The following is a 25,412-nucleotide window of genomic DNA, read 5'->3' on the forward strand; positions in this document are numbered from 1 at the left end:
TGAAAACACACAACCCCCTAGGAGTACTCGGCGTTACGCTTGCTGTCACACTGATAATGTCTGGTGTTCCAGCACAGGCACAACAGTTTGACAGTGATCCGCACCCTCTAGACGTACGAGAAAGCGGCCCCACCCTCACCCATGAGGATGCCGCCCACCTCGCCCGACAGCTAGACCCCGTAAGACTCCGTGTTCACGAGAAAGACACCCCCCAGCTCACCCCTGATCCATACTTCGCTACCCACCGCGGTAACGATGAATGGCGCAGTTCCCACTACTCTCGAGCAAAGAACTACCGCCCCGGGGAGATCATCCGCTCACGTAGCTCTGTTGTGGCCCACGTCTTATTTCGCTTTGGCCATGCCACACAGTTCATGGTGAAATCCCTTGACAGCCGAGGTTACCCGGTTGAAGTGACCGCGACGCTTGTCGTTCCTTTGCGCATGAAAGAGAACGCGTCCGTCTTCACGTGGGTCCAGTTCACCAACTCTAGTGGTGCCGATTGCGACCCCACAACAGAGCTGCACGACGGCAAATATGAACGGACATGGCAGTCCAGCACAGGCATGCTTTTCGGCATCGTGGATGCTGGACGCCCCGTTCTCTTGATAGACGTCCTAGGGCCTAACCACGCATATCCCATGAATCGCGGATCCTCCCACTACGTTCTTGACGCTATGCGTGCCGTTCACCACTTTCCTCATCTCCAGCAGTCCCACTTCGTGGTCGCAGGTATCAGCCACGGCGGCCTCGTGACAAGTTACACGGCAGCTGAGCAACCCTACTATGCACCTGACCTCACCAAATACATCGACCAGTTTGTCATTGAGGAAGGTGCACCCGATTTGCTCCGCCTGGCAGCACAGTTTGGTGTGTACGGTAAACTCTCTCAATTGCCCTCCCCCTACGCTGCTCTTGCCATCAACTTCCTTATCGGCGCTATCCGCGAATATCCCGATAAGCTCACCAATATTAAGCATTGGCTCACTCCCGAAGGCATGAAGCTGATGACACTTAATGCTGATGCCTGCCAACCAGCAAGTGCGATAGTAGGCGCTCTATCCCCCATGCCGCTACTGCTGAAGCCAGGTTTCTACAAGTCTGTAACATTCCATAATCTACTGCAGATTGCCAAAGAGCAGTCCAGCTACTACTACCCTGGGAACCCCGCAGTACCTGTGTTTTTGACACATGGTTCCGTTGACGGCATCCTCCCCCAAGCCAGCGATGATCAGCTTCTCTACGAGAAATGGTGTAACGCTGGAACGAACGCTGTCTACGTTCGTGTTCCTTTTACAGGGCACATTCTTACTCCGGCTGTTACAGTCCCCCGCGCGTACTATTACGGACTCGCACCTCTTATCACAGGTTCCTCCGTACAGACATCGCACTGTGGCCACAGAGATTTTTTCTAGCTGAAAAGCATCTCATGCTCAACCAGCACTAGCACCGTCGCACAGGTAGCCCCCATCACCGCCACCCCCCTCCCTGGTGACGGCTTACTCCGTGCTGCCCCGCCGTACCCAGCCTGTGGGAGTGCTCAAATATGCACAGTCGCTCTTGTTCTGTATGACGGCATTTAGAGCGGTGTTCTTATTCCAAATAAGTGGGAGAGTCCAGGTCGTTGATCTGGACTCTCCCATGTGCCATCGTTGTCGGCTCTGCCTAAGCAGCCGAAGTGTCACTCCGGGCGCGGTCTTTTTTTGTGGGGAGTCGACCTGCTTCCTGAAGGCTATCGCGGAGCAGCATTTCTATTTGGGCGTTGATAGAGCGGAGATCATCCGAAGCCCAGCGAGCGATTCCTTCATACACTTCGGGGGTGAGCCGCAGGGAGAGTGTTTTGCGGGCGGTGTCGGAGACGCGTCGGTTTACCATGGCGGTGGTTCTTTCGAGTGGTGGGATGTGGGGGCCAGGACCGTTAGCTGTAGAGAGTTCCGGTGTTGACTACTGGGGATACGTGGTTGTCGGAGCAGAGGACGACGAGCAGGTTGGAGACCATGGCGGCACGGCGTTCGTCGTCAAGTTCCACGATGTCGTGTTCTTCTAGCTGTCGGAGGGCGTCTTGCACCATGGAGACGGCGCCTTCGACGATGCGTTCGCGGGCGGCGACGACAGCGGCAGCTTGCTGGCGTTGCAGCATGGCTTGGGCAATTTCGGGAGCGTAGGCGAGGGAGCTAATGCGGGCTTCGATGATGGTGAGGCCGGCGGAGGCGACGCGTGCAGCGACTTCGTCGGCGAGTTCTTGGCTGACGTCATCGGTGGAGCCGCGCAGGCTGACGACGTTGGTGCGGTTGCCTTCGTCGTAGGGGTGGGTGGAGATGACGTGGCGGAGGGCTGCTTCGGCCTGGGTTTCGATGAAGGCTTCGTAGTCTTTGACGGCGAAGCTGGCGCGGGCGGTGTCGCCGACGGTCCAGACGACGATGGCGGCGGTGGTGACGGGGTTGCCGTCTTCGTCGTTGATCTTCAGTTCGTTGGTTTCGAAGTTGCGGACGCGGACGGAGAGTTTCTTTCGGGTGGTGAGGGGGTAGGTGAAGATGAAGCCGTCGGCACGGATAGTGCCGACGTATTTGCCGAAGAATTGGCTGACGAGTGTGTGTCCGGGCTGGATGATGCTGAATCCGGTGCAGGCAATGATGCTGAGCAGCATGACGATGACGGCGACTACTGTCAGTGCGGGGGAGGCGCTGTCTTCGGTAGCTGCGATCACTGCGATGCTGCCGGCAAAGAGCACGATCATCAGAAGGAATATGAGGGCGGCGGGACCGCCGGTGAGGTGGGGGAGGCGTTTTTCTTCGATGTCGAAGCCTCCGAACTTTCCGGATGCTGACGTGGCTGCGGGGGTGCCGTCGAGGGCGACGTTGGCTTCTGCGTGTGGTGGGGTGGCGGATGCGGGGTTGGTGCCGTCGTTGGGTGATATGGGGGTGAGGGTGCGCTTCATGTCGATCACTTCTCCTGTGGCTGCACGCATATCCTAACATCAAAATGATACCATTTTGGTGCGTTTCGTCAAGGGGCAACGCTATCCTCTCCCTCTAGCAACTGTCGCCCGCGTCACATATTGCCACTCTCGGCAATACTCCTTGACCGATTCACTACGCCCGTCAACGATTACCCATGTATCAATTGGCCCTTCCAGACCGCGCAGCAGGGTCGTGTCACCAGGATCTCCTTATGCATAACACCACAATTCGTGCAGCAGCCAGCCTTCTCGCCAGCTGCGCCATCCTCACCAGCACTATCACCGCCGCTCAGGCAGCCCCCCTCACCGCCACTCCCGGCACCGATGACAGCTTCCTCCGCACCGCCCCCACCGTCCCCGTCCACCAAGGACAGTACGGCCCCGACACCACCCTCACCCAGGCCCGCAAAGCAGCCGGCGTCACCACCGGCAAACCCTGGCCCTACGACACCACCCTCAACCTCGAGATCCCCGATGCCAGCGCCTACCGTGCCATCCCGGAAATCCGCACCCCCGGATGCACACTCACCAAAGAACACCCCAACCCCGTCGTGCTCGTACACGGTACCTGGGCCAACGCCCAAAAGTGGAATGTGCTCGCACCCTACCTGCAGAAGCACGGCTACTGCGTGTTCGCCATGAACTATGGGTTCGACGCCCGCTCCAGCCTTTACAACAACCCCAAGGACGGCAAGTTCGCCACCAACAACATCTATTCTTCCGCCATTGAGCTCAACAACTATGTCAACCAGGTCCTGAAGCTCACCGGCGCTAAGAAAGTTGACCTCGTGGGACACTCCCAAGCCGGCCTGGTCTTCCACCTGTGGATGCATGATTTCCGCGGAAACCTGCGCACCCAGCACTCCATCACCCTCGCAGGCACAAACCACGGCACCACCATGATGGGGTTTTCGACTTTCCCCGTCTGGGACAACCCCGCCCTCGCCACCAGCCTCTCCGCCGTCCTCTCCAGCGCCGCCATGCAGCAACTAGTTGGCTCCCCCATGGTGCGGTACATCAACTCGCTGCCTGACACCATGCCGGGTGTGCGCTACACCGCACTGGCCACCAAGTACGACACCACCTCTACCCCCTACTACGCAACCTTCCTGAAGCCTGTCCGCGGCGCCACCGTCACCAATGTCACTGTGGAAAACGTCTGCAAGCCCGGCGAGATGCTCGACCACAACAAGCTCACCACGAACCAGGCTGTTCAAGTGCTTGTACTGCGAGCACTACAGGATAAGAAGGTGACGTGTTCCGACACCCAGTGGGCACTGTAAATCTAGAATGAGAGCTATGAAGAAGACTGTTGCATGCGTGTCTGCAGCCTTGACTGCAGTGCTCGGTGTTAGCCTCACCACCACGCCGGTGGCCCAGGCGGCTATCCTCCCTGGCCCGGGATACACCGTCCCCGAAATTAGCGACCCCCACTGCACTCTGACCAAAAAAGACCCCTACCCTATCGTTCTTATTCACGGCACGTGGGCCAATGCCCAAAAGTGGAAGTACCTAACCCCCTACCTACGCCAGAACGGCATGTGCGTGTGGGCACTAAACTTCGGCTACAACGAGGACGCCATCTTCGAAAAGTACCGCGAACGCTACGCCGTCCAGGATGTCGACACCTCCCTCAAAGAGATCGACGCCTACGTCAAGATGGTGATGCGTAAGACCGGTGCCAAAAAGGTGAATGTTGCAGCCCACTCCCAGGGCGGTCTGCTCGTCAAACTGTGGATCTACAAGTACAAGGCCAACCGCTACGTCAACAATGCGGTGCTCATCACCCCCACGTTGAAGGGCACCGACATGGACGGCAAAGGAGCATTTGGCCCCCACAAGTACCCGATCCTTCCTGAAGCCATTGGGTTCTTCGCATCTCCGCCGGCGGAATTCCAGTTGTGGGACTCCCCCACCATCGCCTATGCCAAGTCTATTCCCGACACCATGCCCGGCGTTCACTACGCCAGCCTGATGACTAAGGACGACAAGACCGCCACCCCATATACCACCGGCATGATGAAATCCGGACCTGGTGCCACCGTGCAGAATGTCGTCATCCAGGACGTGTGCCGCGTGGACCACGAGATCACGCACTCGGGCATGATCGAGGATCCCATTGCGCGCCCGGTTATTCTGCGTGCACTGCGCAACCAGCCGGCTAACTGCACAAGCACCCCGTGGGAGGTTCCCAACGGGTGGGTCGGTAAGAGCCACAAGGGCGAAAACAACGGATTTGCCGGCGACGCTGGCCAATCCGACTACACCGCCCCCTAGCATTCTGCTCGCACAACGCCCATACAGATACAGTGAATGCCCCCGTAACCGCGGGGGCATTCACTGTATCTGTATGGGTTGCGTCGGGGGACGCAGGGCGTGGATTACTTCCGGCCCTTCACAGCCTTGACGACCCAGATCACCAGGCAGGCGCCGACAAAAGCAGTGACGAAGCTCCAGAAGAAGCCAGCGTGGTCCGCACCGAGGACGAAACCGAGAATGGCACCACCGATAAGACCACCGGCAACGCCAGCACCAATGTTGGCCCAGATACCCATCTGCTCGTCGGTCTTCATGACCTTAGAAGCGAGCCAGCCAGCAATGCCGCCGAAAATAATCCAACCGAGGAAACCGAATGCGAGCTCCATGAGCTATTCCTTTCATCAGTCCCCGGAGGGACTTGTACGTTTGTATACCCTCACAAGGAGGACTTTGCTACGAGCACAAGGCTCGTCCTTACATCATCAAGTCTAAGGAATCCACAGGGGCTTGTCAGTCTTTTCGCTGCCAGCGAGACCGAAGCCTAGCGGGGATTACTCCAATATTTACCAACACAGCAGCCGCTAGCAACCTAAATTCTTTGACACTTGACCAGTTTGTTATCGATCATTTTCCCTATAAAGCTCTGTTCAGAGTGGTTTAAAGTCGGATTTTTTCTGCGCTATGTGATTGTCTAGTAACTATGAAGAAGTCCATTCGCAACCGTATATTTTCCAGTGCAACCGCCCTTGTGACAACCGCCGCCCTCCTCGCTGGTGGTGTGGGCGCCGCTGGAGCTGACCCCATTAAGCCGGGACAGCCCGTCCCCCTCTGGTCTGGTATGGATGTCTCCCACTACCGCGGACCCATCCCCCAGAAGAACGGTACCCTCCTCCGCGAAGTCCCCCTCGACAAGGGAGCCTGGCTCCCCGCCGCCGCGAAGGCCAGCCGTATTCTCTACACCTCGCAGAACTCCCACGGCAAAATGGCCGTCTCCACCGGCGCCATCTTCCTCCCCAAGAAGCCTGCCCCAGCCGGCGGCTACCGCATCGTGGCGTGGGCACACGGCACCGTGGGCCTCGGTGACGCCTGCACCCCCTCCGCCGGTGACCGCTACCTCCGCGACGTCAAGTACCTAGATCACTGGCTGAACCAGGGCTACGCCGTCGTCGCCACCGACTATGTCGGCCTCGGCACTCCCGGCCTGATGGCCTACCTAGACGGCAAGACCTCCGCACATAACGTAGTGGACTCCGTCATCGCCGCCCAGCGCTCCGCCCTCGCCAAGTTCTCCCCGAAGTGGGTTGTGGTGGGCCAGTCCCAGGGTGGCGGCGTGGCCATGAACACCGCCCGCTATGCTACCGAATTCGGTAAAGGCTCCGGCGTGGATTACCGCGGCGGCGTCTCCACCGGCACCCCTGCCCACATCGAAGATGTGCTGCAGTTTGCTGGCCCGCACTTCCCGCCGTTCGACGTGGGCGCGGGCATGACCAGCTACATCCTCTACGTACTGGCCGGGTTCCGGGATGCCCGCCCCGACATGAAGGTGAACCAGGTGCTCAACAAGGAGGGCCTGAAGTGGGTCAAGCAGTCCGAGACCCTCTGCTACGGTTCCCTCCACAAAGCACTCGACGACCAGAAGGTGTCCCTGAGCAGCCTCTTCGCCAAGCCGCTGCTCTCCATCCCCGGCATCCATAAGGCTCTGCAGGAGTACATGGGAACCCCGGCTTCCGGCTACGACCGTCCAATCTTCGTCGGCCAGGGCCTCAAGGACGTTGACGTCCCCGCACCCTTCGCCATCAGCCTCGTGACGGAAATGTACCTGCGTGGGGAACCGGTGGAATTCCACCTCTACCCCAAGTATGACCACAGCCAGACGGTAAACGGATCCCTCAAGGACTCCACCCCGTTCGTGGCACGCGTCATGCAGAGCTAATACTCCGCCCTCGTACGCCCTCGCCATTATTTGCCCACATAACCAACTGCCGCCCACGGATTTCAGTCCGGGGCGGCAGTTGTTTGCAGTCAGGATGGTGACGGCGCCTGCGCAACGCTAGTACGTGCGCGACTACTCCTCGTCATCGTCCTCGGGGAGGAAACTTCAGCAGGCCCTCCACACTGGGGATAACAAACCAGGCGGAACCAGTGACCTTCATAAAGTTCATGATGGAGTCGTGCACACCGTCAACGCCAGCCATACGGTCCAGCATGTCCTCCAGCTTCCACTGCTCATTGGTGAAGCCCACAAACAGTGTGCCGTGGCGGCGCATATCGCCGTAGGCCACATTGCGGCGCCACACCTTCACCTCCACCTCATCGGTATCGATATTGGTGCGAGCGACATGGGCAGACAGCGGCTTCACATCATCATCAAACTCAATATTCTCGAGCTTGGTACGGCCAATAGCTTTTTCCTGCTCCTCAATGCTGGTTTCGTACCAGTTGAACTTGGTGTGCTCGTAGGGCTGGAAGAGAAGAATGGAGGCGCCAGCACCCGGCTTCCCCTCCGGGATAGCCACATGCTGGGGTGCCTCCAGCCGGCCCGGGTTCTCGGTACCATCCACGAACCCCGTCAGATCCTGGTTGCCGTGGTAGCCCCAGCCGCGATGCTCAGAGGTCAGCTCCGCATTCGAACCGAAGGCAATGATGGTCTGCTTAGCCCAGTCCCAGCAAGCATCCATACCGGCAGCGCTAATCCAGATCCAAAAGTCGTGCTGCTCAGCGGGCATGGCGGTAACGCCTTCGCCCTTGGTCTCCGTGTAGTCATGAACATCAGACGGTACATCCGCAGCGTCCGCAACCTCCGCCCACAGGCTCGGGCGTACACCCACCACCACGTTCACCATGTCGGTAGTAGCGGGATTACCCGCCTGGGCGAGAATCTGCAATGCCTCCTGGACATCGGCCCCGGCAGTCAAATCGAAAGTGAGAAAGAGGTGTTCTGTTGCCCCGAAGGCAAACACTCCAGACTGTGTATTCATGCCTTTCATTCTACTCAGCAGCGCAGGCGCCTTCCCTGCAAATTGAGGCGAAGGACGTAGGGTAGAGGAGTGAATCGAAACGCCCTCCCCGCCTGCAATGGTCCGCTGCGCACTGCCCTCGCCCCCAAGGCCTACCGCCTGGGGCTCAGCACCCTGCAGTCCATCGCCCACGAACCCGGTTCAATTGCCGACCGGGTGGCGGAGAGCCGCAATTTCCTCACCTCCCCCACCTGCCTACAGCTGGCACTTGCGACTGCCGCCGCCGGAGCCGCCGGGCAGACCCTCCAGGACCTCCTGGAAGTCCTCGGAATGACGGAAAAGTCACAGCTACGGGAGATCGCCGACACCCTTGCGGTAGGCTCCCGCCTGGTCTCCACCGCCTGCCGCGCAGTCGCCCGCCGTGACCTCACCTTTGAGCGTGGATTCGCCGCCACCATGGCTACCCTGGGTGGCACCATGCATCGGCTGGACTTCACCAACACTGCAAAAGCCCAGGAAAAATTGGATAACTGGGTCTACCGCAACACCAAGGGGCTCATCCCCCGCTCTGGCATCACCGTCACCCCCACCATCGATATGGTGCTACAGTCGGCGCTCGCACTCGTTGCCCCTTGGGCGGAGCCGTTCCGCGTCGAGGATACGGAAGATGACGAGTTCTTCCTCATGAGTGGGGAACGCCAGCCCTGCCGCATGATGTATACCTCCCGAAACCTCCCCTACGGCGAATACGAAGGGTGGCGTGCCACCACCCTCCCCTACGACGGCGGCCTCACCTGCGATATTATCGTTCCCCCCGACGGCACCAGCCCCCTCGATGCCACCCCCGAGCTTCTCCTGGGGTTGCTCCAGGAGATGCTGGAATCTTCCCGCCTGCCACTCGAAGTAAAACTGCCCAAGGTGAGCACCAGTTCCTCCGAGAGTCTCCGCACTGCCCTCACCCGAATGGGCTTGGGAAGCCTCTTTGACAATGCCGACTTCAGCGCCATGTCCCCGGAGGTTAGCGGGATCAGCGACTGTGTCCAGCAGGTGCTGCTGGAAGTGGACGAGCGAGAAACCAAAGCTGCCACCACCGTGGAGATGGTGATGCTGGCCTGTGCACATGGTGGTGCTCGCACGCCACGCCCGCCGCTGGTCTGCGACCACCCATTCCTCTTAGTCGTCCGCGACGAGACAACGGATGTGCCGGTCTACATGGGGGCTATCCACCACCCATCACAACCCTCATCTGCTAGCTGAACAGCCTGCACACTGCTGGCAGCCGCGCACCACCTGCCAGCCTACGTGCTGCCGGCATACCCGGCTCCTGGCCAGGGGCTGGCACCAGACGCACAACCGCCAAGATACAGAAAGTCCCCGCTGCGTTCCGGCGGGGACTGTTATCTGCTCGCGTTTTGCGTACCTGCGATGCGACGAGTTGTGTGTGATGAGCCGCTTAGGAGAATCGAACTCCTGACCTATTCATTACGAGTGAATCGCTCTACCGACTGAGCTAAAGCGGCCTGCACTCACCAAAGAGTGCACGTTAACTTTAGCGGAGAACCCCAGGTAAAGAAAAACCCGACCCCAACAGAAGCTAGCCCAGGCTAACGCAGGCTAGCCGCCAACGCCATGCTAATGCGCGCCACCATACCGCCCACCGCCACTTCCGGCTTCACATTCTGGCCGATCTCCACCCGCGCAGCCATCACCGCATCAATACACCGCAGCAGCGCCTCCGGGGAAAACTTCCGCCCCATCGACGCCGTCACCCGCCGCGCATCCACATGCACCGGCTGCACCCGCGCCCCCGTCGCCTGCACCAACGCATCCCGGTAGAAGGTAGCCAAATCCGTCAGCGACAAATCCACCGAATCCCGCACCATACGGGTTTCACGCCGCTTCTGTGCATCCGCCAACTCCTTCAACGCCCCCGCCGAACCGCGCAGCGCCCCCGCCGCCCCCTTCCCGGTACCACCCGCACCCAAGGCCGTCCGCAGCTCCTCCGTCTCCCCCTCCGACAACACTTTATTGGCGGCAGCAGCTGCTGCCCGCGCATCCTGCACCATCTGCACAGCCAGGTCGTAGCCACGCCCCGGCTGGGCGGTGGCCTGCCCCAACTCCAGCACCCGACGCCGCCGATCGCGCGCATCCTCCGAATTCAGCAACGCCCGTGCCCGCCCAATATGAGCACCCGACACCGCCGCCGACCAGCGAGCCTGCTCCCCACTCGCCCCATCCCGCTCTAACAACTGCGCCACCGCCTCAGTGCTGGGCATACGCACATAAATGTGGCGCGTCCGAGAACGCAGCGTCAGCATAATGTCCTGCGGATCGTCCGAGGGTGCACAGAGAATAAACACCGTATGTGACGGCGGTTCCTCCACCGCTTTCAGCAGGGCGTTACCGGCCTGCTCCGTCAACCGATCCGCATCCTCAATAATGACAACCTGCCATTGGCCAGTCGCAGGGAAAGTACTGGCGCGGGCCACAATGCCGCGAATCTCCTTGACGGAAATCGTCAACCCCTCCGGCCGCACCACCGTCACATCGGGATGACGGTCCTCCATGACCGCCCGGCACACCTCGCACTCCCCACACCCTGGGCCTTGTGCAGACTCACATTGCAACGCTGCAGCAAAACAGCGGGCGGCGATTGAGCGCCCCGATCCCGGTGGGCCAGTGAAGAGCCAGGCGTGCGTCATCTTCGCGCGGGCAACCTCGTCACCATCCCCAGAAGAACCACTTTCTGCAGGTGAAGATGTGTTTTCGACAGTATCGGCCACCATCTGACGGGCTGCTGCGGCGGCTGCCTGCAACTGCGCCACCACATCCTCTTGGCCGGCTAGACGATCGAAAACACTCACGGGTCTAGCCTAGCTGGTTTACTCACGCTGCTGTGAGCTCTCGGAGAAAATGCGCGTAACAGCATTGTTGCTGGTTATGATAAGTCCACTAGCGGAAACTAGCGCTCCCCACCAGTTCCGCTAGTGGAAGGAACGATGATGCAGCCCAGCGACCCGACCTTTAACTCTCCCACTACCCTCACTGTGGCAGAAGCCGAGGGGTATCTGCAGCGTGCCCGTGACACCCAACCACTCTTCTCCAGTGGCGTCGCGCTTCTGTGCAGTGCGGCCATCCCGCAATTCCTCGGAGTCTCACTGGTGCAGGGGCTCGGGGCGAGCGTCCGCATCTCGACGGTGGTAGGCAGCATCCTCACCACCCTCATGATTATTGCGGGTGTAACACTCCTCATGGTGGGCACCCAGCGGCTCTACCGTTTCGACACACTGGCCACCACCCACCGGTTCACCACGGAGGCAGTGTGCGCGGTGGTAGAAGACTGGCGTCGCACCTACCGGCAACGCAAAACTCTGGCGTTGGGGATGAGTTTGGCGCTCTTCGCCCTGTCCCCCATCCCACTCCTCGTCGTTCACCGGACGGTGTCGCCCCATGATGTGGTGTGGGCGCAGCCGCTCCTCATTGCTCTCTTGCTGCTGATAGTAGCGGGCGCGGCCGCACTCCTGGTGTGGAGCCTGTCCACCTACTTCCCCGAGCGAGTGCTCTTGCAGGAGCGGGAATTTGATCCTCGCCTGCAGCGGGAACGGCGCTCCCTCCACATCGGTACCGGCGTCTACTGGACCCTGGCTGTTATTATCGCCATCATCCTTATCGCCACGCGAGTGATGGAATCGTCGCAGGCGATGGGGATCTATGTGTTGGCAGCAATGACACTGTTCCTGGTGATCCGGACAAGTGTCCTCACCTGGATGGTGCGCCGACTACAGCAGGAAGAGGCTACTCCTGCGCAGTAGCCGTCTCCTGTGCAGCCGCTGCTTTCGCGGTGGTTTTCTTGGCCGCGGTGGTTTTCTTGGCCGCAGTGGTCTTTTTGGCGGTGGTTTTCTTTGCCGTCGTTTTCTTCGCTGCGGTCTTGCGGACTGGCTTCTTACCTCCGCCAGCCGCCAACCGCGCACGCCGGTCGGAAAGCAGCTCGCTGGCGCGCTCCGCCGTCATCGTCTCGACACTGTCGGCCTTCCGAAGTGAGGCATTCACTTCGCCATCGGTCACATAGGGACCGAAGCGGCCGGTCTTTACCTCAATCGGTTTACCGGTGGCGGGGTCTTCACCCAGTGTCCGCAGCGGTCCCGCTGCGGCTTTCTGGCCGCGCCGCAACTTCGGTGCCGCCAACAGCTTCTGGGCGTCTTCAAGGGTGACCGTGAAAAGGTCCTCCTCCTTCTCCAGGCTGCGAGATTCCTTACCCTTCTTTACATATGGGCCATAACGGCCATTGAGGGCAACGATCTCCTCGCCATCGGCATCCGTCCCCAGCAGGCGCGGCAAACTCAACAGCTGCACTGCCTGCTCCAAGGTGACGGTCTTCAGATCCATCGATTTAAAAAGCGATGCCGTCTTCGGCTTCCCCGGGTCCTCCTCCGGCAGTACTTCCTGCACGTAGGGACCATAGCGACCGTCCTTGGCGACAATCTCACGGCCTGTCTCCGGGTGGCGGCCCAGCTCGCGCCCATCGGTGGGCACCGCAAACAGTTCCTCCGCCTTTTCGCGGGTCAGCTCATCTGGGGTGACGGCATCGGGGATGTTGGCTCGCTCCACCGTCGGGGCGGCGGTGTCAGAGTCAATGGTCCGTTCCAGGTAGGGTCCGTACCGTCCCACCCGCACGTACACGGGAACTCCATTGGCATCATCAAAAAGGTGCAGCGAGTTGATTTCTCGCGCATCCAGGGATTCCAAATTCTGCTCAATGAGCCCTTTCAAGCCGCCCTTGCCAGGCACTGACTTCTGTAGAGAGGCTTCCCCGTCACCGAAGTAGAAGGCGCTCAGCCAGCGGCTGCGGTTTTCCCGCCCCTCCGCGATGGCATCCAGTTCGTCTTCCATATCGGAGGTGTAGTTGTAGTCCACCAGGCGGTCAAAGCCGCGCTCCATCAGGCCCACCACCGCGAAGGCTACCCAGCTGGGAACAAGGGCGGAGCCACGCTTCACCACATAGCCACGGTCATTAATGGTGCGGATAATGCTGGCGTAGGTGGAAGGGCGGCCAATGCCCAACTCTTCCATCGCCTTCACTAGGCTCGCTTCGGTGAAGCGAGCGGGCGGGTTAGTAGTGTGGCCTTCCGGCGTGGCCGAGTTCACCGTTGCGGTGTCCCCCTCGGCAAGCCGCGGCAGATGGGTGTCCTTCCCGGAGGAAGACTCGCCGTCCTGCTCGTCCCCGTAGCCAGCGCCGTACACCTTGAGGAAACCGGGGAACGTAATGGTGCGTCCCGAGGCGGTCAAGGCCACCGGAGTCACCGGGTGGGTGGGGGCGTCCCCTTCCAAACGCACCGTCATGGTAGTGCCCTTCACATCGGCCATCTGAGATGCCAATGTGCGCTGCCAAATAAGCTGGTAGAGCTTAAATTCTTCCGCATCCAAAACGCCGCGCAGGGAGTCTGGCGAGGCGAAGTGGTCGCCGGCGGGGCGGATAGCCTCGTGGGCTTCCTGCGCGTTCTTCACCTTGCGGTTGTACTGGCGGGGGCTGGGGTAAAGATACTTCTCCCCAAAGAACTCCTGCACCTGTTGGCGGGCCGCATTCAAGCCGGCCACAGACAACGTGGTGGAGTCGGTACGCATGTAGGTGATGTATCCGTTTTCGTAGAGGCGCTGCGCGATACGCATGGTGCGGTCGGAGGAGAAATGCAGCTTATTGGCAGCATCCTGCTGCAGCGTCGACGTCATGAACGGTGGGTAGGGGCGGCGAGTGTAGGGCTTTTCTTCCACACTGGTAACGGCCAGACGCTGGCCAGCCGCGGAGCCGTCACCGCCCGCAGCACCCCCTTGCAGGGCTTCTGCCAGACTATGTGCTCCGGCCTCATCCAACACCATGACATTCTGGGTAGACTTCCCGGACTTCAGCTCGCCCTTGTCAGTAAAATCGCGGCCCTGGGCGATACGCTGCCCTTTCACCTCCACCAGCTTGGCGGGGAAGAGAGTGGGGGCAGTATTGTCGCTAGCACGGTCGGCGACGGACAGCTGGGCGGTGAGATCCCAGTATCCGGCGGAGATGAAGGCCATGCGCTCGCGTTCCCGCTCCACCACCATGCGGGTGGCGACGGACTGGACACGTCCGGCGGAGAGGCGCGGCATTACCTTGCGCCACAGGACAGGGGACACTTCGTAGCCGTAGAGGCGGTCCACGATGCGGCGCGCTTCCTGCGCTTCCACAAGGTCAAAGTCGAGGTCGCGGGTGTTGTCGATCGCTTCGTTGATGGCCTCCGGGGTGATCTCATGGAACACCATGCGTTTGACCGGCACCTTGGGTTTGAGGACTTCCAGTAGGTGCCAGGCGATGGCCTCGCCTTCCCGGTCGGGGTCGGTGGCAAGGATGAGTTCGTCGGCGTCCTTCAGCAGGTCCTTCAATTCCCGAACTTTGGCCTTACGGTCGGGATTAATGACGTAGAGGGGAGTGAAGTCGTCGTCAACATTGACGCCGGTGCGGGCCCACTTTTCTTTCTTGAACTTGGCGGGAACATCGGCGGCGCCGGAAGGGAGGTCGCGGATATGACCGATGGATGCGGTCACAACATAGCCTTTACCCAGATAATTCTGGATCTTCTTGGCCTTCGTTGCCGATTCGACAATCACCAGATGGTGCTTGCCTGCTGCTTGTGCTGCCACTAAATCGCGACCTTTCCTCAAGATGAGTGGGGCGGGAGATCCACCTACCCCTATGTTTCGCTAGCATAGGCGAAAAAATGGGGGTCTGAAACTACACCTCATATATACGCACAAAAAATTGCAACAGGATTGGCACCCGGCCGGCTCAGCATCGGCCAAGTGGGAGCCACTAGGCGTCCCAAGAACCATCCTCGGGCGGCTCGCCCAGAATGGTCATGATGTTCCCCAGACGACGTTGGCCGGTGACCCGTAAGGCCGGCCCACCTGCTCGGGGGCCGACATAGGAGGCCGCTGCACCCAACTGCGCCAGCGCTGCTGCAGCTCGCTCGCGGAGGAGTTCATGGCTGGCAATATGGGGGTCCAACCCGAACCGCATCCCGTTCTCTTCCAGCGTTCCCGCCACTGTCGCCCAAATCTGCAGTGCCCGGTCGGAAAGTGTCCAGCGGGCCGGCACAGTCTTCACGGCACCTTTCGTCCACGCCTGGGCGACGGGCAACAGTACTGGACCCTCCATGCGGACCAGCCAGCTACGCTCAGCTGGGGTGTCCACCGTCACCGCACAGTCCACAAATTGGGCGAGGTCGCGCAGTTGGCGGGCCCTCCATTCACTGTGCAGCAGCACGGACAGACGGGCAGATTGCGGGGTGGGTTTGCGGCGCTTCCCCCGGGTGGTGTCGGCGTCCCCAAAGAGCAGCTGGCATTGTCCCTGAGCAACAAGCACCGCCCCCAGATCAGAGGCGGTAACGGGGACAAGTCCCGTATCGAAGAAAGTCAGCTGGTCCACGGAGTATAGGATACCTGCCCCTAAGGTAGGGTGTGTACCATGCGTATACTCCGGAAGATTCCGTTGCTGGTATGGATCCTTGTCGCTATCCTCCTGGGCATCCTGGTGGGGTGGGCAAGCCAGCGTGCTGGTACCGATGTACCTGTTCGCGTTTTTGCGACCTTCGGCATGGTCTTCAGCCAACTGCTGGGCTTCGCCATCCCCCTCATTATCCTTGGCTTTATTGCCCCTGGTATTGGCTCTATTGGGCGCGGGGCCGGCAAACTGTTGGGCAAGGCGGTAGCCCTGGCCTACACGTCGACTATTCTTGCCGGCACGATGGCGCTGCTGGTGACGTTGGCGCTCTACCCGCACATGCTCAAGGGGGCGACGGTGACGGCTATTTCGGACCCGTCCGCATCCCTGGTGAAGGCCTATGGGGTGACGGTTGACGCTAATGGTGTGGAATCGTTGCCATTTACGTTGCCGCCGCTTATGCCCGTCACCACCGCCCTTATCTTCGCCTTCCTGCTGGGCCTTGGCATGGCGGGTCTTTCCTCCACCCGCATGTATGACCTGGCCGAGGACTTCCGTTCCATCGTCGAAAAGTTCCTCAGCTACATCATCATCCCGCTGCTGCCGATCTACATCCTTTCGGTGTTCGCGAACATGACCTATGCGGGGCAGGTTCAGCACATTCTCAAGGTGTTCGGCAAGGTCTTCCTCATGGTTATCATCCTGCACTGGGTGTTCCTGACGCTGGTGTACTGTTTGGCGGGCGCAACCAGCCGGAAAAACCCCTTTTCGATACTCGGCCACATGATGCCCGCCTACGTCACTGCCTTGGGCACACAGTCTTCGGCGGCGACTATTCCGGTGACGCTGCGCTCTGCGAAGGAAGCTGAGGTGAACCCGCGCATCGCAGACTTTGCGATCCCCCTCAACGCCAACATCCACTTGGCTGGTTCCATGATCACCATCACGTGCTGTTCTTCTGCGGTAGTCACCATGACTCACGGGCGCACTCCCAGCTTTAGTTCCATGATTCCGCTCATCCTGGTATTGGGCGTGATGATGGTGGCCGCACCTGGTGTTCCGGGTGGTGCGGTGATGACGGCGGTGGGCGCGCTGCAGTCTATCCTCGGCTTCAACCCCACCATGATTGCCCTCATGATTGCGCTTTATCTGGCACAGGACTCGTTCGGAACGGCGACCAACGTGACTGGTGACGGCGCGCTTGCCACGATTCTGGAGCGGATGAGCCGCAAGCAGTTGGCGCAGCCAAACGTTGCGGAAGAAATGGCGAATGCGCAGACCGCCGCCGATGCAGCCGCATTGGCGGAGTCTGACGTGGCAGCAGCGGGCGTTGATTCTGCACCGGCGACGTCTGGCCGGAAGAAGGTGCGGACAAGCAGGAACCTGCGGAAGAGCACAAAGGTGCGGCAGGTAGCTCCGTCCGATTCGCCTCAGGAGTCAATGCAATAACCCTTCATACCCCTAGGGGTAATCGCTATACTTGAGGAGCGAGGTTGTGGCCCGCCTGGTGCGAGCCACTTCTCTGGCTGCCGACCATCCCACAGAAATGAGACGACAATGTCCCTCACCGTCAATACCTTCCAAGAGCTCAAAGCACGTCTCGATGACGGCACCACCCCACCCCTCATCCTCGACGTTCGCGAACCCGAAGAATGGACTGAAAGCCACCTCCTCGCCGCTACCAATATCCCCATGGGAGACATTCCGCGCCGCGTCAACGACATCCCCGCCGGCGAAGTGTGGGTCCACTGCCGCCTCGGCGGACGCGCCGGCAAAGTCTGCGACTATCTCAACGAAGCCCGCAGCGACCTCGACATCCACTGGCTGAACGAGCCCTACACCAACGCCGGGCTCAATAACATCCCCGTCAGCTAAAATCCCACCGTTCTCCCAACCGAAGCTGACAACAGCCACACGCCTCCCCCATGTCACACGGTTTCTTTACTATGGACCCATGACGACTGCACCACCGCCCCAAACCTATGGGCGCAGTCTGCTCACCCACCTCCTCCGCACCACCGATCCCGCCCGCAGCCCTATCACCCACGTACGGGATCTCTCCGGCCGCGACCCCCAGTATGCCCCCTGGCCCCGCTGGATCCTCCCCGCCGCCCACCACTGGCTCACCGACCAGGGAATCGGCGAGCTCTACACCCACCAGGCCGCCACCGCGAACCTCGCCTGGGAGGGAACCCACGTCGTCGTCGCCACCGGCACCGCCTCCGGCAAAACCCTCGGCTACCAACTCCCCGTCCTCACCATGCTGGCCGAAGACCCCACCGCCTCCGCCCTCTACCTCTCCCCCACCAAGGCCCTGGGTGCAGACCAGCTGCGCTCCTTCACTGAACTTCTCAACGGGGCCACCAGCAAGGCAGAAGACGCCACCCAACGCCGCCTCCTCCAGGCTGCCTACCCCGCCCAATATGACGGGGACACACCCACCGAGGATCGCAGCTGGATTCGCGACCGCAGCCGCTTCATCCTTACCAACCCTGACATGCTGCACCTGTCCATACTCGGCAAACACGGCAGCTGGCTGCGCCTCCTCCGCACCCTTAAATACCTCATCATCGATGAATGCCACGCCTACCGGGGCGCCTTCGGCAGTAATGTCGCCATCGAAATGCGGCGCCTCCTCCGGCTCGCCCGCCACTACGGCTCCACCCCCACCGTCATCCTCGCCTCCGCCACTACCTCCCACCCCGCCGAGGCCGCCAGCAAACTCATCGGCATGCCCGTCACCGCCATCACCGAGGATGGCTCACCGCAAGGCGAGCGCACCTTCGCCCTGTGGGACCCCCCCGTCATCCCTGGTCTGGAGGGAGAAAACGGGGCGCAAGTCCGGCGGGCCGCCACCAAGGAAGCCGCGAGCATCATGGCCGACCTGGTGACGGAAGGCGCCCGTACCCTCGCCTTCGTTCGCAGCCGGCGAGGCGCAGAGAATACGGCGCTGGACACCCAGCACGCCCTTATCAGCCAGGGAGAACGCGGGGAACTGCCACTCGACCGAGCGACGGCGTTGGCGGAACAGATTGGCGCCTACCGGGCAGGCTACCTGGCAGAGGATCGACGTCGGCTGGAACGCGAACTCAACGATGGCACATTGCTGGGCGCCGCCACCACCAACGCCCTCGAGCTGGGCGTGGACATCGCGGGGTTGGATGCGGTGGTAATCGCTGGGTTCCCCGGCACGGTGGCCAGCTTTTGGCAGCAATCTGGCCGGGCGGGGCGGCGCAACCAGGGGTCGCTAGTGGTGCTTATCGCCCGCTCGGATCCGCTCGATAGTTACCTCATCCACCACCCGGAGACCCTGTTGGATAAGCCGGTAGAGGCAACCATCACCAACCCGGCGAACCCCAATCTGCTGGTTCCACAACTCTGGTGTGCGACAGCCGAAATACCCTTGAGTGACGGCGAAGTAGCCGCCTGGTCTGCACGTGATGGGGTGGATGTGGATGCCCTGCTATACGAGATGCAAGACCACGGGATGGTGAGACACCGCACCATCCCCAGCGTGCGACAGGCTGGCGTCGCAGGGGCTCACAAGGAACCAGCCGGTACCAACGGGACAGGTCGCAGCAGTGGGGCTAGCGGCGCCTGGTATCCGGCTGGCCGCTACGATTCCTCCTGGCAGCAGGTATCGCTACGCGGTGGTGCCGCCGACGAATTCTCCATTGTGTGCATAGACGATGGGCAACTATTGGGCACCGCCGATGCACCCCGCGCCTTCGCCCAACTGCACCCCGGCGCTATCTACCTCCATCAGGGGGACAGCTATCTAGTCACCGACTTGGACCTGGAGAACGGCTTCGCCTGTGTGACCGCCGCCGTCCCCCCGTGGACAACCTACTCACAGGCCGACACCGAGGTCCATGTGGAGCGCGTTCTTGAAGAGCGCCGCTTCGGTTCGGGTGCGACCGCCGTCACTGTGGGGATTGCCGATGTGACGGTGGTACGCCAGGTGAAAGAATACGAGCGTAAGGCCACCACCGGAGAGATTATTGATGTGGTGGAGTTGGAGATGCCGCCCACCGAGCTTGACACCCAGGCCGTGTACTACCATGTCAACCCGCATTTCTTTGCCCACTTTGGGATTGACGATGTGGATGTGCCGGGTGCCCTCCATGCTGCTGAGCATGCCGCCATTGGGATGCTCCCCTTGTTGGCGGGATGCGACCGGGCGGACATCGGCGGTCTGTCCACGCCGCTGCACGACGATACTGGTGAGTCAACAGTATTTGTCTACGACGGCTACCAAGGCGGGGCCGGTTATGCACTCCGTGGATACCGGGAATTCACCACCTGGCTGGGCACTACCCGAGACGCTATCGAGGCTTGTGACTGCGAGGATGGATGCCCCAGTTGTATTCAGTCTCCGAAGTGCGGAAACGGCAATAGGCCACTGTCTAAAGCCGGAGCAGTGCGGCTGCTCGACGCACTTGGCCGAGTGGTCACGGCAGATGACGGCTATCTCCTGGCGTCTCGCTCCCATGGTCTGCCTCCGTTCTAGGAAGCTGTTTCTACGATCCTGCTGTTGAAGTGCCGCCGGGGGGCAGCGGCCCGGCGCAGGCTCGCCCCACAATAGTGAAGCGGCCGAAAGCGCGGCGGAGGATCACCCGGACCGCAGGCATCTGGGTATCTGGATGTGTGAACACTCCACACTGCTCCACAGTTGCCGTCTGCGCCCCACCCGCACGAGCAAGATAAGTGGCTGCGGCCTGGCAGGCAGCCGGTTCCCCCTCTCGCACCTGGGCAGCTGCCGCAAGTGCCGCCCCATCCGCCCACCCGGCAGTCTCATGGCGCGCCTGAACTGCGGAAATTCCCACCAGTAGCAGGCACACCAGCGTGATGATGGCTGCACATGCGCAGGCAGCCCAGACTGTAGCTACCCCACACTCATCCGCGAGCAGCTGTGCTTGTGAGCGCGGAAAACGGGTAGCAGGGCGGTGCTGCAGTGGAGTGGCAGTCGTCATCATTCCGTCACCTGCTCTAACGGCATTGTGGCTTCAGCGTGCAGAGTGAGCGGCAGCATCCCCGCCGGCGCTTCCACCGTCACCTGTGCGGATCCAGCCCGCGTGGCTACGCGCACCTGCGCTTCCGCGGGAATATGTAACGCGGCCGCACTGGGCGGTGTCTGGCCACGAGAAACGCTGCGGGCCACCGTTTGGGCGGCATCCGATAGCCGCAATTGGGTGAGGCCCGCCCCTATGCCGGCGAGGCTAACCACAACCACCACCATTATGGCCACCAGGGCGAGGGCCGCTTCCACCGTCACCATTCCCGCATCAGATGGCCATCTGCGTAAGGAGTGCGAAGCAACCGAAGGGGCTTGAGTGGTGCGGGTCGACAGAATGCGGAAGGGAACCATGCCGCTAGTGTGCCCTTCGCTCTGTGCGGGTGATGCCGGTACCGCAGAGAAAACCCCGGTTACCCACTTTTGGCGGCATTGTGGATAAACGGGGTTTTCCTGTAGAGCGCTGGGAGCACTCGTCTCATGGGGTGCCGGGGGAGCAGTTGTTTTGTGTGGCGCTGTGGCCTGCGGTGCTGTGGTGGTCACCGCCTATCCTCATCGGATGGTGAGCGCCTGCTGGATGATGTCCAGCAGTGCCTGCTGCACACCGTCAGACTTCACCACCGCGATGAGGACCGCACCAAAAGCGGCCGCGCCGATAGTTCCGATGGCGTATTCCACCGTGCTCATACCGGCATCATCCATCCAGAGCGCCCCGGCCTGCCGGTTGAGAAGATCTGCGCGGGTGAGGAGGCGTTGCATAAGGGGTGAGCGTTCGGCGAGGGTGGGACGGGTACGTGTGGGCCAGCTGGAACCTGGGTGGGTGACCGCCACAGATTCGGCACCATCGTGGTGGGAATAGGGGCTACGTGCAGGGTGAGACATTGAATACTCCTTAGAGTTAGTGAATGAACGAGGGGTGGGTGCCGTACCGGTGGGTGCGGTTAGACGATGTGGAAAAACGCACCCCCTAGTTCCAGGACGGTGGGCAGTACGCCCAACAGCATGAAGGCGGGGAGGAAACAGACCCCCAGCGGACGGGCGAGCAGTACTCCCATCTCCTGGGCCGCTTCTTCGCAGGTGGCCAGGGCCTGGCGTTGCCTATCTCGGGCGAGTGCTTCGAGCTGGTCGGCAATGGGTGCGCCCTGCCGGGCTGAGAGCTGTAGGAGGTTGGCACAGCAGGCGGGGGTTGGCGGCAGTTGCGCTCGTGCGTCGTCTACATGCATTCCGGCCCGCAGGAGGGCCGCGAGTAGGGGGAGCTGGGAGACGGATGTGTCGAGGGGCGACGGCAGCCCGTCAACCATGTCGCGGATCCACCATAGTCCTGCGGTTTGCAGGCCTACTCCGGCGAGCAAGGCGAGGCTGCCGCCGCCGTGGGCGAAGAATCGCAGGGGGTGGACGCCCAGCACTATGCCCAGCAGAATCCCGAATATAGGGAGCGCCACCATGATGAGGACGGTGGCGCGTACCCCTGCTAGGGCGTTGCGGCGTTGGGAATCGGCATGAAGTGAAGTACGTAGGGTCTCTTCCGCCGCGGCGAGTGTTCCGTCCAGTGGAGTGCCCTGCCGGATGAGCAGGCAGAGGAGGAGGTGCGGCACGCATTCTGGCGGAATGGTGCGGAGTGTCTCGTGCGCGGTGGTGGTGCCACCGGCGGCGAGCGCAGTACGTGCCTCATGGAGGGTGGTGAGCTGTTCTTCCCAGCGGGTGCGTTGGAGGGTTTGATCGACTGTCCAGCTGTGGGCTTTCCACCCACAGATTCCCCAGATGAGGCAGGCGAGCGGGATGGCGAGTTTACCCATAGTTGGTCTCTTCTTCCCGGCGCCATAGTTGGCTGACGTAGCGGTGTCCGGTGTAGGCGTCGCGGGCAAGGTGCACGATGACGTCGAGGGTGGAGGTGATGCTGACATGGGCGGCTGCTTCGGGCATTCCCGCATTGAGGGCGAGGGCGAGTAGTCGAGATGGCACCTCGGCAGCGCTATTTGCGTGGAGAGAGGCGAGGCTGCCGTGGTGGCCGGTGTTGAGAGCGGTAAGGAGATCAACGACTTCGTCACCGCGTACTTCTCCGACGATGATGCGGTCTGGCCGCATGCGGAGTGCTTGGCGAACCAGAGTGGACATGGGGATTCCGCCGATTCCTTCAGTGTTGTTCTGCCGGGTGACGAGTTGTACGAGTTGGGGGTGTGGGAGGTTGAGTTCGGCTGTGTCTTCGACGCAAATGATGCGTTCGTGCGTGGGTAGGGCGGAGACGAGAGCCCCGAGCAGGGTGGTTTTGCCGACGCCGGTGGCGCCGGAGATGAGAATGGTGCGGTGGTTGTGGAGGTCGCGGAGTAGGCTGGTGCACTGTTCTTCGGTCATCATGCCATTGCTGACGAGTTCTGCGAGGCTGTGTGTGGTGCTGCGGAGGATACGGAGGGACAACGTGGTGCCGTTGTGTGCGAGTGGGGAGAGGATGGCGTGGATTCGCACGAGGGTGTCGTCGTCGAGGGGGAGGATTGCGTCTGCCCAGGGGTGGGCGTCGTCGAGGCGGCCGCTGGAGGCACGGATGAGGTGGACGGCGAGTGCGCGGCAGTCATCTTCGCAGAGTTCTAGCTGATGGTAGCGGTGCATTCCCGAGTGGTTAGCACAGTCGACCCAGACGGCTCCGTGTGGCCCAACAATGAGGTCGGTGAGGGTGGGAGCGATGGAGGGGTCGGTGAGGAGGCCAGTGAGGGGCCCCCAGAGGTCGGCGCGCGGCATTGGTCCTCCTTCCGAGTGCGGCTGCGTGTGGCTGCTACGAGTCTGCTGAATGTTTCACAACGTGGATGACGGGTCCGTTGCTGCGCTCATGATGACACGGAGAGCTCACTCTAATGGGGGCCTCTCACCTCTGACGGGTGGTTTGTGTGGATAACCGGGGCGTTGTGGATAACAAGCCAACTGCCTTATATGGGTGCGTTTGGGGTCCACTCATTCTCAGTTGACGTCAAAGACAGGTACTGGGTTGCGGAGATGGAACTCTGTCATCATTTTTTGAGCGTTTTTATTGTGTTGTGGATCACAGAGTGTGGCAACTTCGACCTTTTCGTTATCGTTTAGCAATTCGTTTTTCGAGCTAGTTCCAGCCCAAACATGTCTGATTTTTTCTTCATTTACCCAGTTTGGCCTGTGTGTTTACCCTTTAGACGCTTTCCAATTAGCTTGCGGGAAAACGTCCATTGTTTTTTTGTCTTGTTTCCATCCGGCCGGTTTGTAGTACCCCCCAATAGCTGCTTTTCCGGGGTCGGCGCATGATGAAAGTACGGAAAGCGAGGACGGCAAAGGCCGAATCGGAAAAAGAAGGTTCGACCCCCTGTCACGGTTTCCTGCACGGTAATCGGATACCCACGTGTCGCCTGTCTCGACGGGCACCTACGAGCGGGAGGTTGCCGGTCCCATGGAGCTGGAGAGTTTTGTGGGAGTGCCGGCTGAATCTCAATAACGACTCCACTATGGCACGATCTGATCATTCGATTACCGTGCGGAGGCGGCGGACGAAGTGTTCGCCGCTGTTCCACATTTTGAACCTCAGTTCAGTCCATGACTGACATCTACAGTGAAAGAGACCCGCCTCGGAGCGCTCGGGGCGGGTTTTTTGATGCCTCCGTCACTCTTCACACCGTCTACACTCCACTCCGACCGGCACGCCACCTTCCGTCGCGGCCCCACTGTTAGGCGTTGTGAAAAATCGCTACCTGGATGGCGTAACCCCACGTCATCTCAGTGAAATTTTTTCCGGCAACGCACCCTCATCATTACAGATCACATTAATAACACTGGTAACATCATTCACATGAGTCACCGGTCAAGCCGTACCAAAATGCTGATCGTCGCAGGAGCAACCGCCGTGAGCCTTGCCATCGCCGGTCCTGCCACCGCACTTCTCGCAGGTTCAGACGTCGCCAGCCACCAACACCCCGGTTCCCTGGCCATCAACTGGGCCCGCGTTAAAGCCGCCGGCCACCACTTCGCCATCGTCAAAGCCACCGAAGGCATCAGCTACGTCAACCCGCACTACCGGGAAGACTCCGACTCCATGCGGGAGGCCGGACTTATTCGCGGCACTTACCATTACGCTCTGCCACAATACTCAGCTGTTCTCCAAGCCCAGCATTACGCGGCAGTCCTCGCCACTAACACCACCGACCTCGATCTCCCACCCGTCCTGGACCTCGAAGAAACCGGCGGGCTCGGCCCCGTCGCCCTACAAGCATGGGTACGTACTTTCCTCGCTACCCTTGACACGCTCACAGGGCGACAAACCATCATCTACGTCTCCCCCGGCTTCTGGCGCTACCAAATGGCCAACACCACAGAGTTTTCCGAACGTCCCCTCTGGATCGCCGACTACAACGGTGGCAACAGTCCCACCCTCCCCCTCCCCGGCGGCTGGACCAACTGGACCTTCTGGCAATACACCGGCAGCGGCTGGGTTGACGGCGTCGCCACCCCCATTGACCTCAACACCTTCAACGGCACAGAGGCACAACTCCTGGCCCTCACCAACCACGGAAAACTCAAGAAACCGAAACTCGGCATAGGTGACAGATCCACCAATCTGCCTCCTCTCCCCACTATCAAACAGGACGACATCCCAGATATTCGCAAGCTCATCCCACCCGAAGTACAACAACAGATCCAACACGACATAGAAAAACGGCTGCAAGAAGCTTTCCCACAGGGAATTCCCACACTGGGCTAACGGGGTAAAATACGGGCCAAAACAGCCCCCATGTACACAACATT

At 60.7% G+C, this 25,412-nt stretch carries 22 protein-coding genes and 1 tRNA gene; 10 read left to right on the top strand and 13 right to left on the bottom strand.

Features of this window, described 5'->3' with window-relative positions; all coding sequences use genetic code 11:
* Positions 1-56: 56 nt before the first annotated feature.
* Positions 57-1,415 carry a lipase family protein gene (locus Q0X28_RS01120; RefSeq protein ID WP_296238533.1) on the top strand — a complete coding sequence of 453 codons (1,359 nt, stop codon included), beginning with the start codon at positions 57-59 and terminating at the stop codon, positions 1,413-1,415.
* A 250-nt stretch (positions 1,416-1,665) separates the two neighbouring features.
* On the opposite strand, the gene Q0X28_RS01125 is transcribed toward Q0X28_RS01120, so the two are convergent.
* Positions 1,666-1,875: a hypothetical protein gene (locus tag Q0X28_RS01125; RefSeq protein WP_296238532.1), complete on the bottom strand. Its 210-nt coding sequence runs from the start codon at positions 1,873-1,875 to the stop codon at positions 1,666-1,668.
* Between the two features lie 43 nt (positions 1,876-1,918).
* Positions 1,919-2,737, bottom strand: coding sequence for an SPFH domain-containing protein (locus Q0X28_RS01130; protein ID WP_298576002.1), 819 nt, complete (start codon positions 2,735-2,737; stop codon positions 1,919-1,921).
* A 434-nt stretch (positions 2,738-3,171) separates the two neighbouring features.
* Here Q0X28_RS01130 and Q0X28_RS01135 point away from each other — a divergent pair, with 434 nt between their 5' ends.
* Positions 3,172-4,242, top strand: a complete 1,071-nt coding sequence (locus Q0X28_RS01135; RefSeq protein WP_298575586.1) for a triacylglycerol lipase — start codon at positions 3,172-3,174, stop codon at positions 4,240-4,242.
* A 16-nt stretch (positions 4,243-4,258) separates the two neighbouring features.
* Positions 4,259-5,236 carry a triacylglycerol lipase gene (locus tag Q0X28_RS01140; protein ID WP_296238528.1) on the top strand — a complete coding sequence of 326 codons (978 nt, stop codon included), beginning with the start codon at positions 4,259-4,261 and terminating at the stop codon, positions 5,234-5,236.
* A gap of 104 nt (positions 5,237-5,340) precedes the next feature.
* Here Q0X28_RS01140 and Q0X28_RS01145 read toward each other — a convergent pair whose 3' ends face one another.
* Complete coding sequence (locus Q0X28_RS01145; RefSeq protein WP_296238525.1) at positions 5,341-5,604, bottom strand: GlsB/YeaQ/YmgE family stress response membrane protein; 264 nt, start codon at positions 5,602-5,604, stop codon at positions 5,341-5,343.
* 314 nt (positions 5,605-5,918) lie between these two features.
* Between Q0X28_RS01145 and Q0X28_RS01150 the strand changes: the two genes are divergently transcribed.
* The gene (locus tag Q0X28_RS01150) at positions 5,919-7,151 is read left to right on the top strand and encodes a S9 family peptidase (RefSeq protein WP_296238522.1); all 1,233 of its coding nucleotides are present in this window, start codon (positions 5,919-5,921) and stop codon (positions 7,149-7,151) included.
* Positions 7,152-7,293: 142 nt separating this feature from the next.
* On the opposite strand, the gene Q0X28_RS01155 is transcribed toward Q0X28_RS01150, so the two are convergent.
* Complete coding sequence (locus Q0X28_RS01155; RefSeq protein WP_298575591.1) at positions 7,294-8,196, bottom strand: Dyp-type peroxidase; 903 nt, start codon at positions 8,194-8,196, stop codon at positions 7,294-7,296.
* A gap of 69 nt (positions 8,197-8,265) precedes the next feature.
* On the opposite strand from Q0X28_RS01155, the gene Q0X28_RS01160 reads away from it, so the two are divergent.
* On the top strand, positions 8,266-9,432 hold the full coding sequence (locus Q0X28_RS01160; protein WP_298575597.1) for a serpin family protein: 1,167 nt from the start codon (positions 8,266-8,268) through the stop codon (positions 9,430-9,432).
* A gap of 190 nt (positions 9,433-9,622) precedes the next feature.
* On the opposite strand, the gene Q0X28_RS01165 is transcribed toward Q0X28_RS01160, so the two are convergent.
* Both Q0X28_RS01165 and Q0X28_RS01170 read right to left on the bottom strand, forming a co-directional pair.
* A tRNA-Thr gene (locus tag Q0X28_RS01165) sits at positions 9,623-9,695 on the bottom strand.
* A gap of 84 nt (positions 9,696-9,779) precedes the next feature.
* Complete coding sequence (locus tag Q0X28_RS01170) at positions 9,780-11,039, bottom strand: DNA polymerase III subunit delta' (protein ID WP_296238516.1); 1,260 nt, start codon at positions 11,037-11,039, stop codon at positions 9,780-9,782.
* A 135-nt stretch (positions 11,040-11,174) separates the two neighbouring features.
* Between Q0X28_RS01170 and Q0X28_RS01175 the strand changes: the two genes are divergently transcribed.
* Positions 11,175-11,987 (top strand): hypothetical protein, encoded by an 813-nt coding sequence (locus tag Q0X28_RS01175; RefSeq protein ID WP_296238514.1) that lies wholly within the window; start codon positions 11,175-11,177, stop codon positions 11,985-11,987.
* On the opposite strand, the gene topA is transcribed toward Q0X28_RS01175, so the two are convergent.
* Together topA and Q0X28_RS01185 are read right to left on the bottom strand one after the other, a co-directional pair.
* A complete protein-coding gene (gene topA, locus Q0X28_RS01180) occupies positions 11,971-14,841 on the bottom strand; it encodes a type I DNA topoisomerase (RefSeq protein ID WP_296238512.1) in 2,871 nt (956 codons plus the stop codon). The two genes, Q0X28_RS01175 and topA, sit on opposite strands and share 17 nt — an antisense overlap.
* A gap of 169 nt (positions 14,842-15,010) precedes the next feature.
* Positions 15,011-15,625, bottom strand: coding sequence for a hypothetical protein (locus Q0X28_RS01185; RefSeq protein ID WP_298575604.1), 615 nt, complete (start codon positions 15,623-15,625; stop codon positions 15,011-15,013).
* Positions 15,626-15,664: 39 nt separating this feature from the next.
* Here Q0X28_RS01185 and Q0X28_RS01190 point away from each other — a divergent pair, with 39 nt between their 5' ends.
* The 3 genes from Q0X28_RS01190 (at position 15,665) to Q0X28_RS01200 (ending at position 20,150) form a co-directional block, all read left to right on the top strand.
* The gene (locus tag Q0X28_RS01190) at positions 15,665-17,089 is read left to right on the top strand and encodes a dicarboxylate/amino acid:cation symporter (RefSeq protein ID WP_298575607.1); all 1,425 of its coding nucleotides are present in this window, start codon (positions 15,665-15,667) and stop codon (positions 17,087-17,089) included.
* Positions 17,090-17,197: 108 nt separating this feature from the next.
* Entirely contained in the window at positions 17,198-17,515 is a 318-nt protein-coding gene (locus tag Q0X28_RS01195) for a rhodanese-like domain-containing protein (protein ID WP_298575610.1), read from the top strand.
* A 79-nt stretch (positions 17,516-17,594) separates the two neighbouring features.
* Entirely contained in the window at positions 17,595-20,150 is a 2,556-nt protein-coding gene (locus Q0X28_RS01200; RefSeq protein ID WP_298575614.1) for a DEAD/DEAH box helicase, read from the top strand.
* 10 nt (positions 20,151-20,160) lie between these two features.
* Here Q0X28_RS01200 and Q0X28_RS01205 read toward each other — a convergent pair whose 3' ends face one another.
* The 5 genes from Q0X28_RS01205 to Q0X28_RS01225 all read right to left on the bottom strand — a co-directional run bounded on the left by Q0X28_RS01205 (position 20,161) and on the right by Q0X28_RS01225 (position 23,387).
* Complete coding sequence (locus tag Q0X28_RS01205; RefSeq protein ID WP_296238501.1) at positions 20,161-20,616, bottom strand: hypothetical protein; 456 nt, start codon at positions 20,614-20,616, stop codon at positions 20,161-20,163.
* A complete protein-coding gene (locus tag Q0X28_RS01210) occupies positions 20,613-21,008 on the bottom strand; it encodes a TadE family type IV pilus minor pilin (protein WP_296238499.1) in 396 nt (131 codons plus the stop codon). The genes Q0X28_RS01205 and Q0X28_RS01210 overlap by 4 nt, the downstream gene beginning before the upstream one ends.
* Before the next feature lie 198 nt (positions 21,009-21,206).
* On the bottom strand, positions 21,207-21,356 hold the full coding sequence (locus tag Q0X28_RS01215; RefSeq protein WP_296238639.1) for a DUF4244 domain-containing protein: 150 nt from the start codon (positions 21,354-21,356) through the stop codon (positions 21,207-21,209).
* 239 nt (positions 21,357-21,595) lie between these two features.
* Positions 21,596-22,450, bottom strand: a complete 855-nt coding sequence (locus tag Q0X28_RS01220) for a hypothetical protein (protein WP_298575618.1) — start codon at positions 22,448-22,450, stop codon at positions 21,596-21,598.
* A complete protein-coding gene (locus Q0X28_RS01225; RefSeq protein ID WP_296238495.1) occupies positions 22,443-23,387 on the bottom strand; it encodes a CpaF family protein in 945 nt (314 codons plus the stop codon). The genes Q0X28_RS01220 and Q0X28_RS01225 overlap by 8 nt, the downstream gene beginning before the upstream one ends.
* Before the next feature lie 1,072 nt (positions 23,388-24,459).
* On the opposite strand from Q0X28_RS01225, the gene Q0X28_RS01230 reads away from it, so the two are divergent.
* Positions 24,460-25,368, top strand: a complete 909-nt coding sequence (locus Q0X28_RS01230; RefSeq protein WP_320616634.1) for a glycoside hydrolase family 25 protein — start codon at positions 24,460-24,462, stop codon at positions 25,366-25,368.
* Positions 25,369-25,412: the final 44 nt, after the last annotated feature.

It is taken from the genome of uncultured Lawsonella sp., from assembly GCF_947252745.1.
In the GTDB taxonomy this organism is placed as follows: Bacteria; Actinomycetota; Actinomycetes; order Mycobacteriales; family Mycobacteriaceae; genus Lawsonella.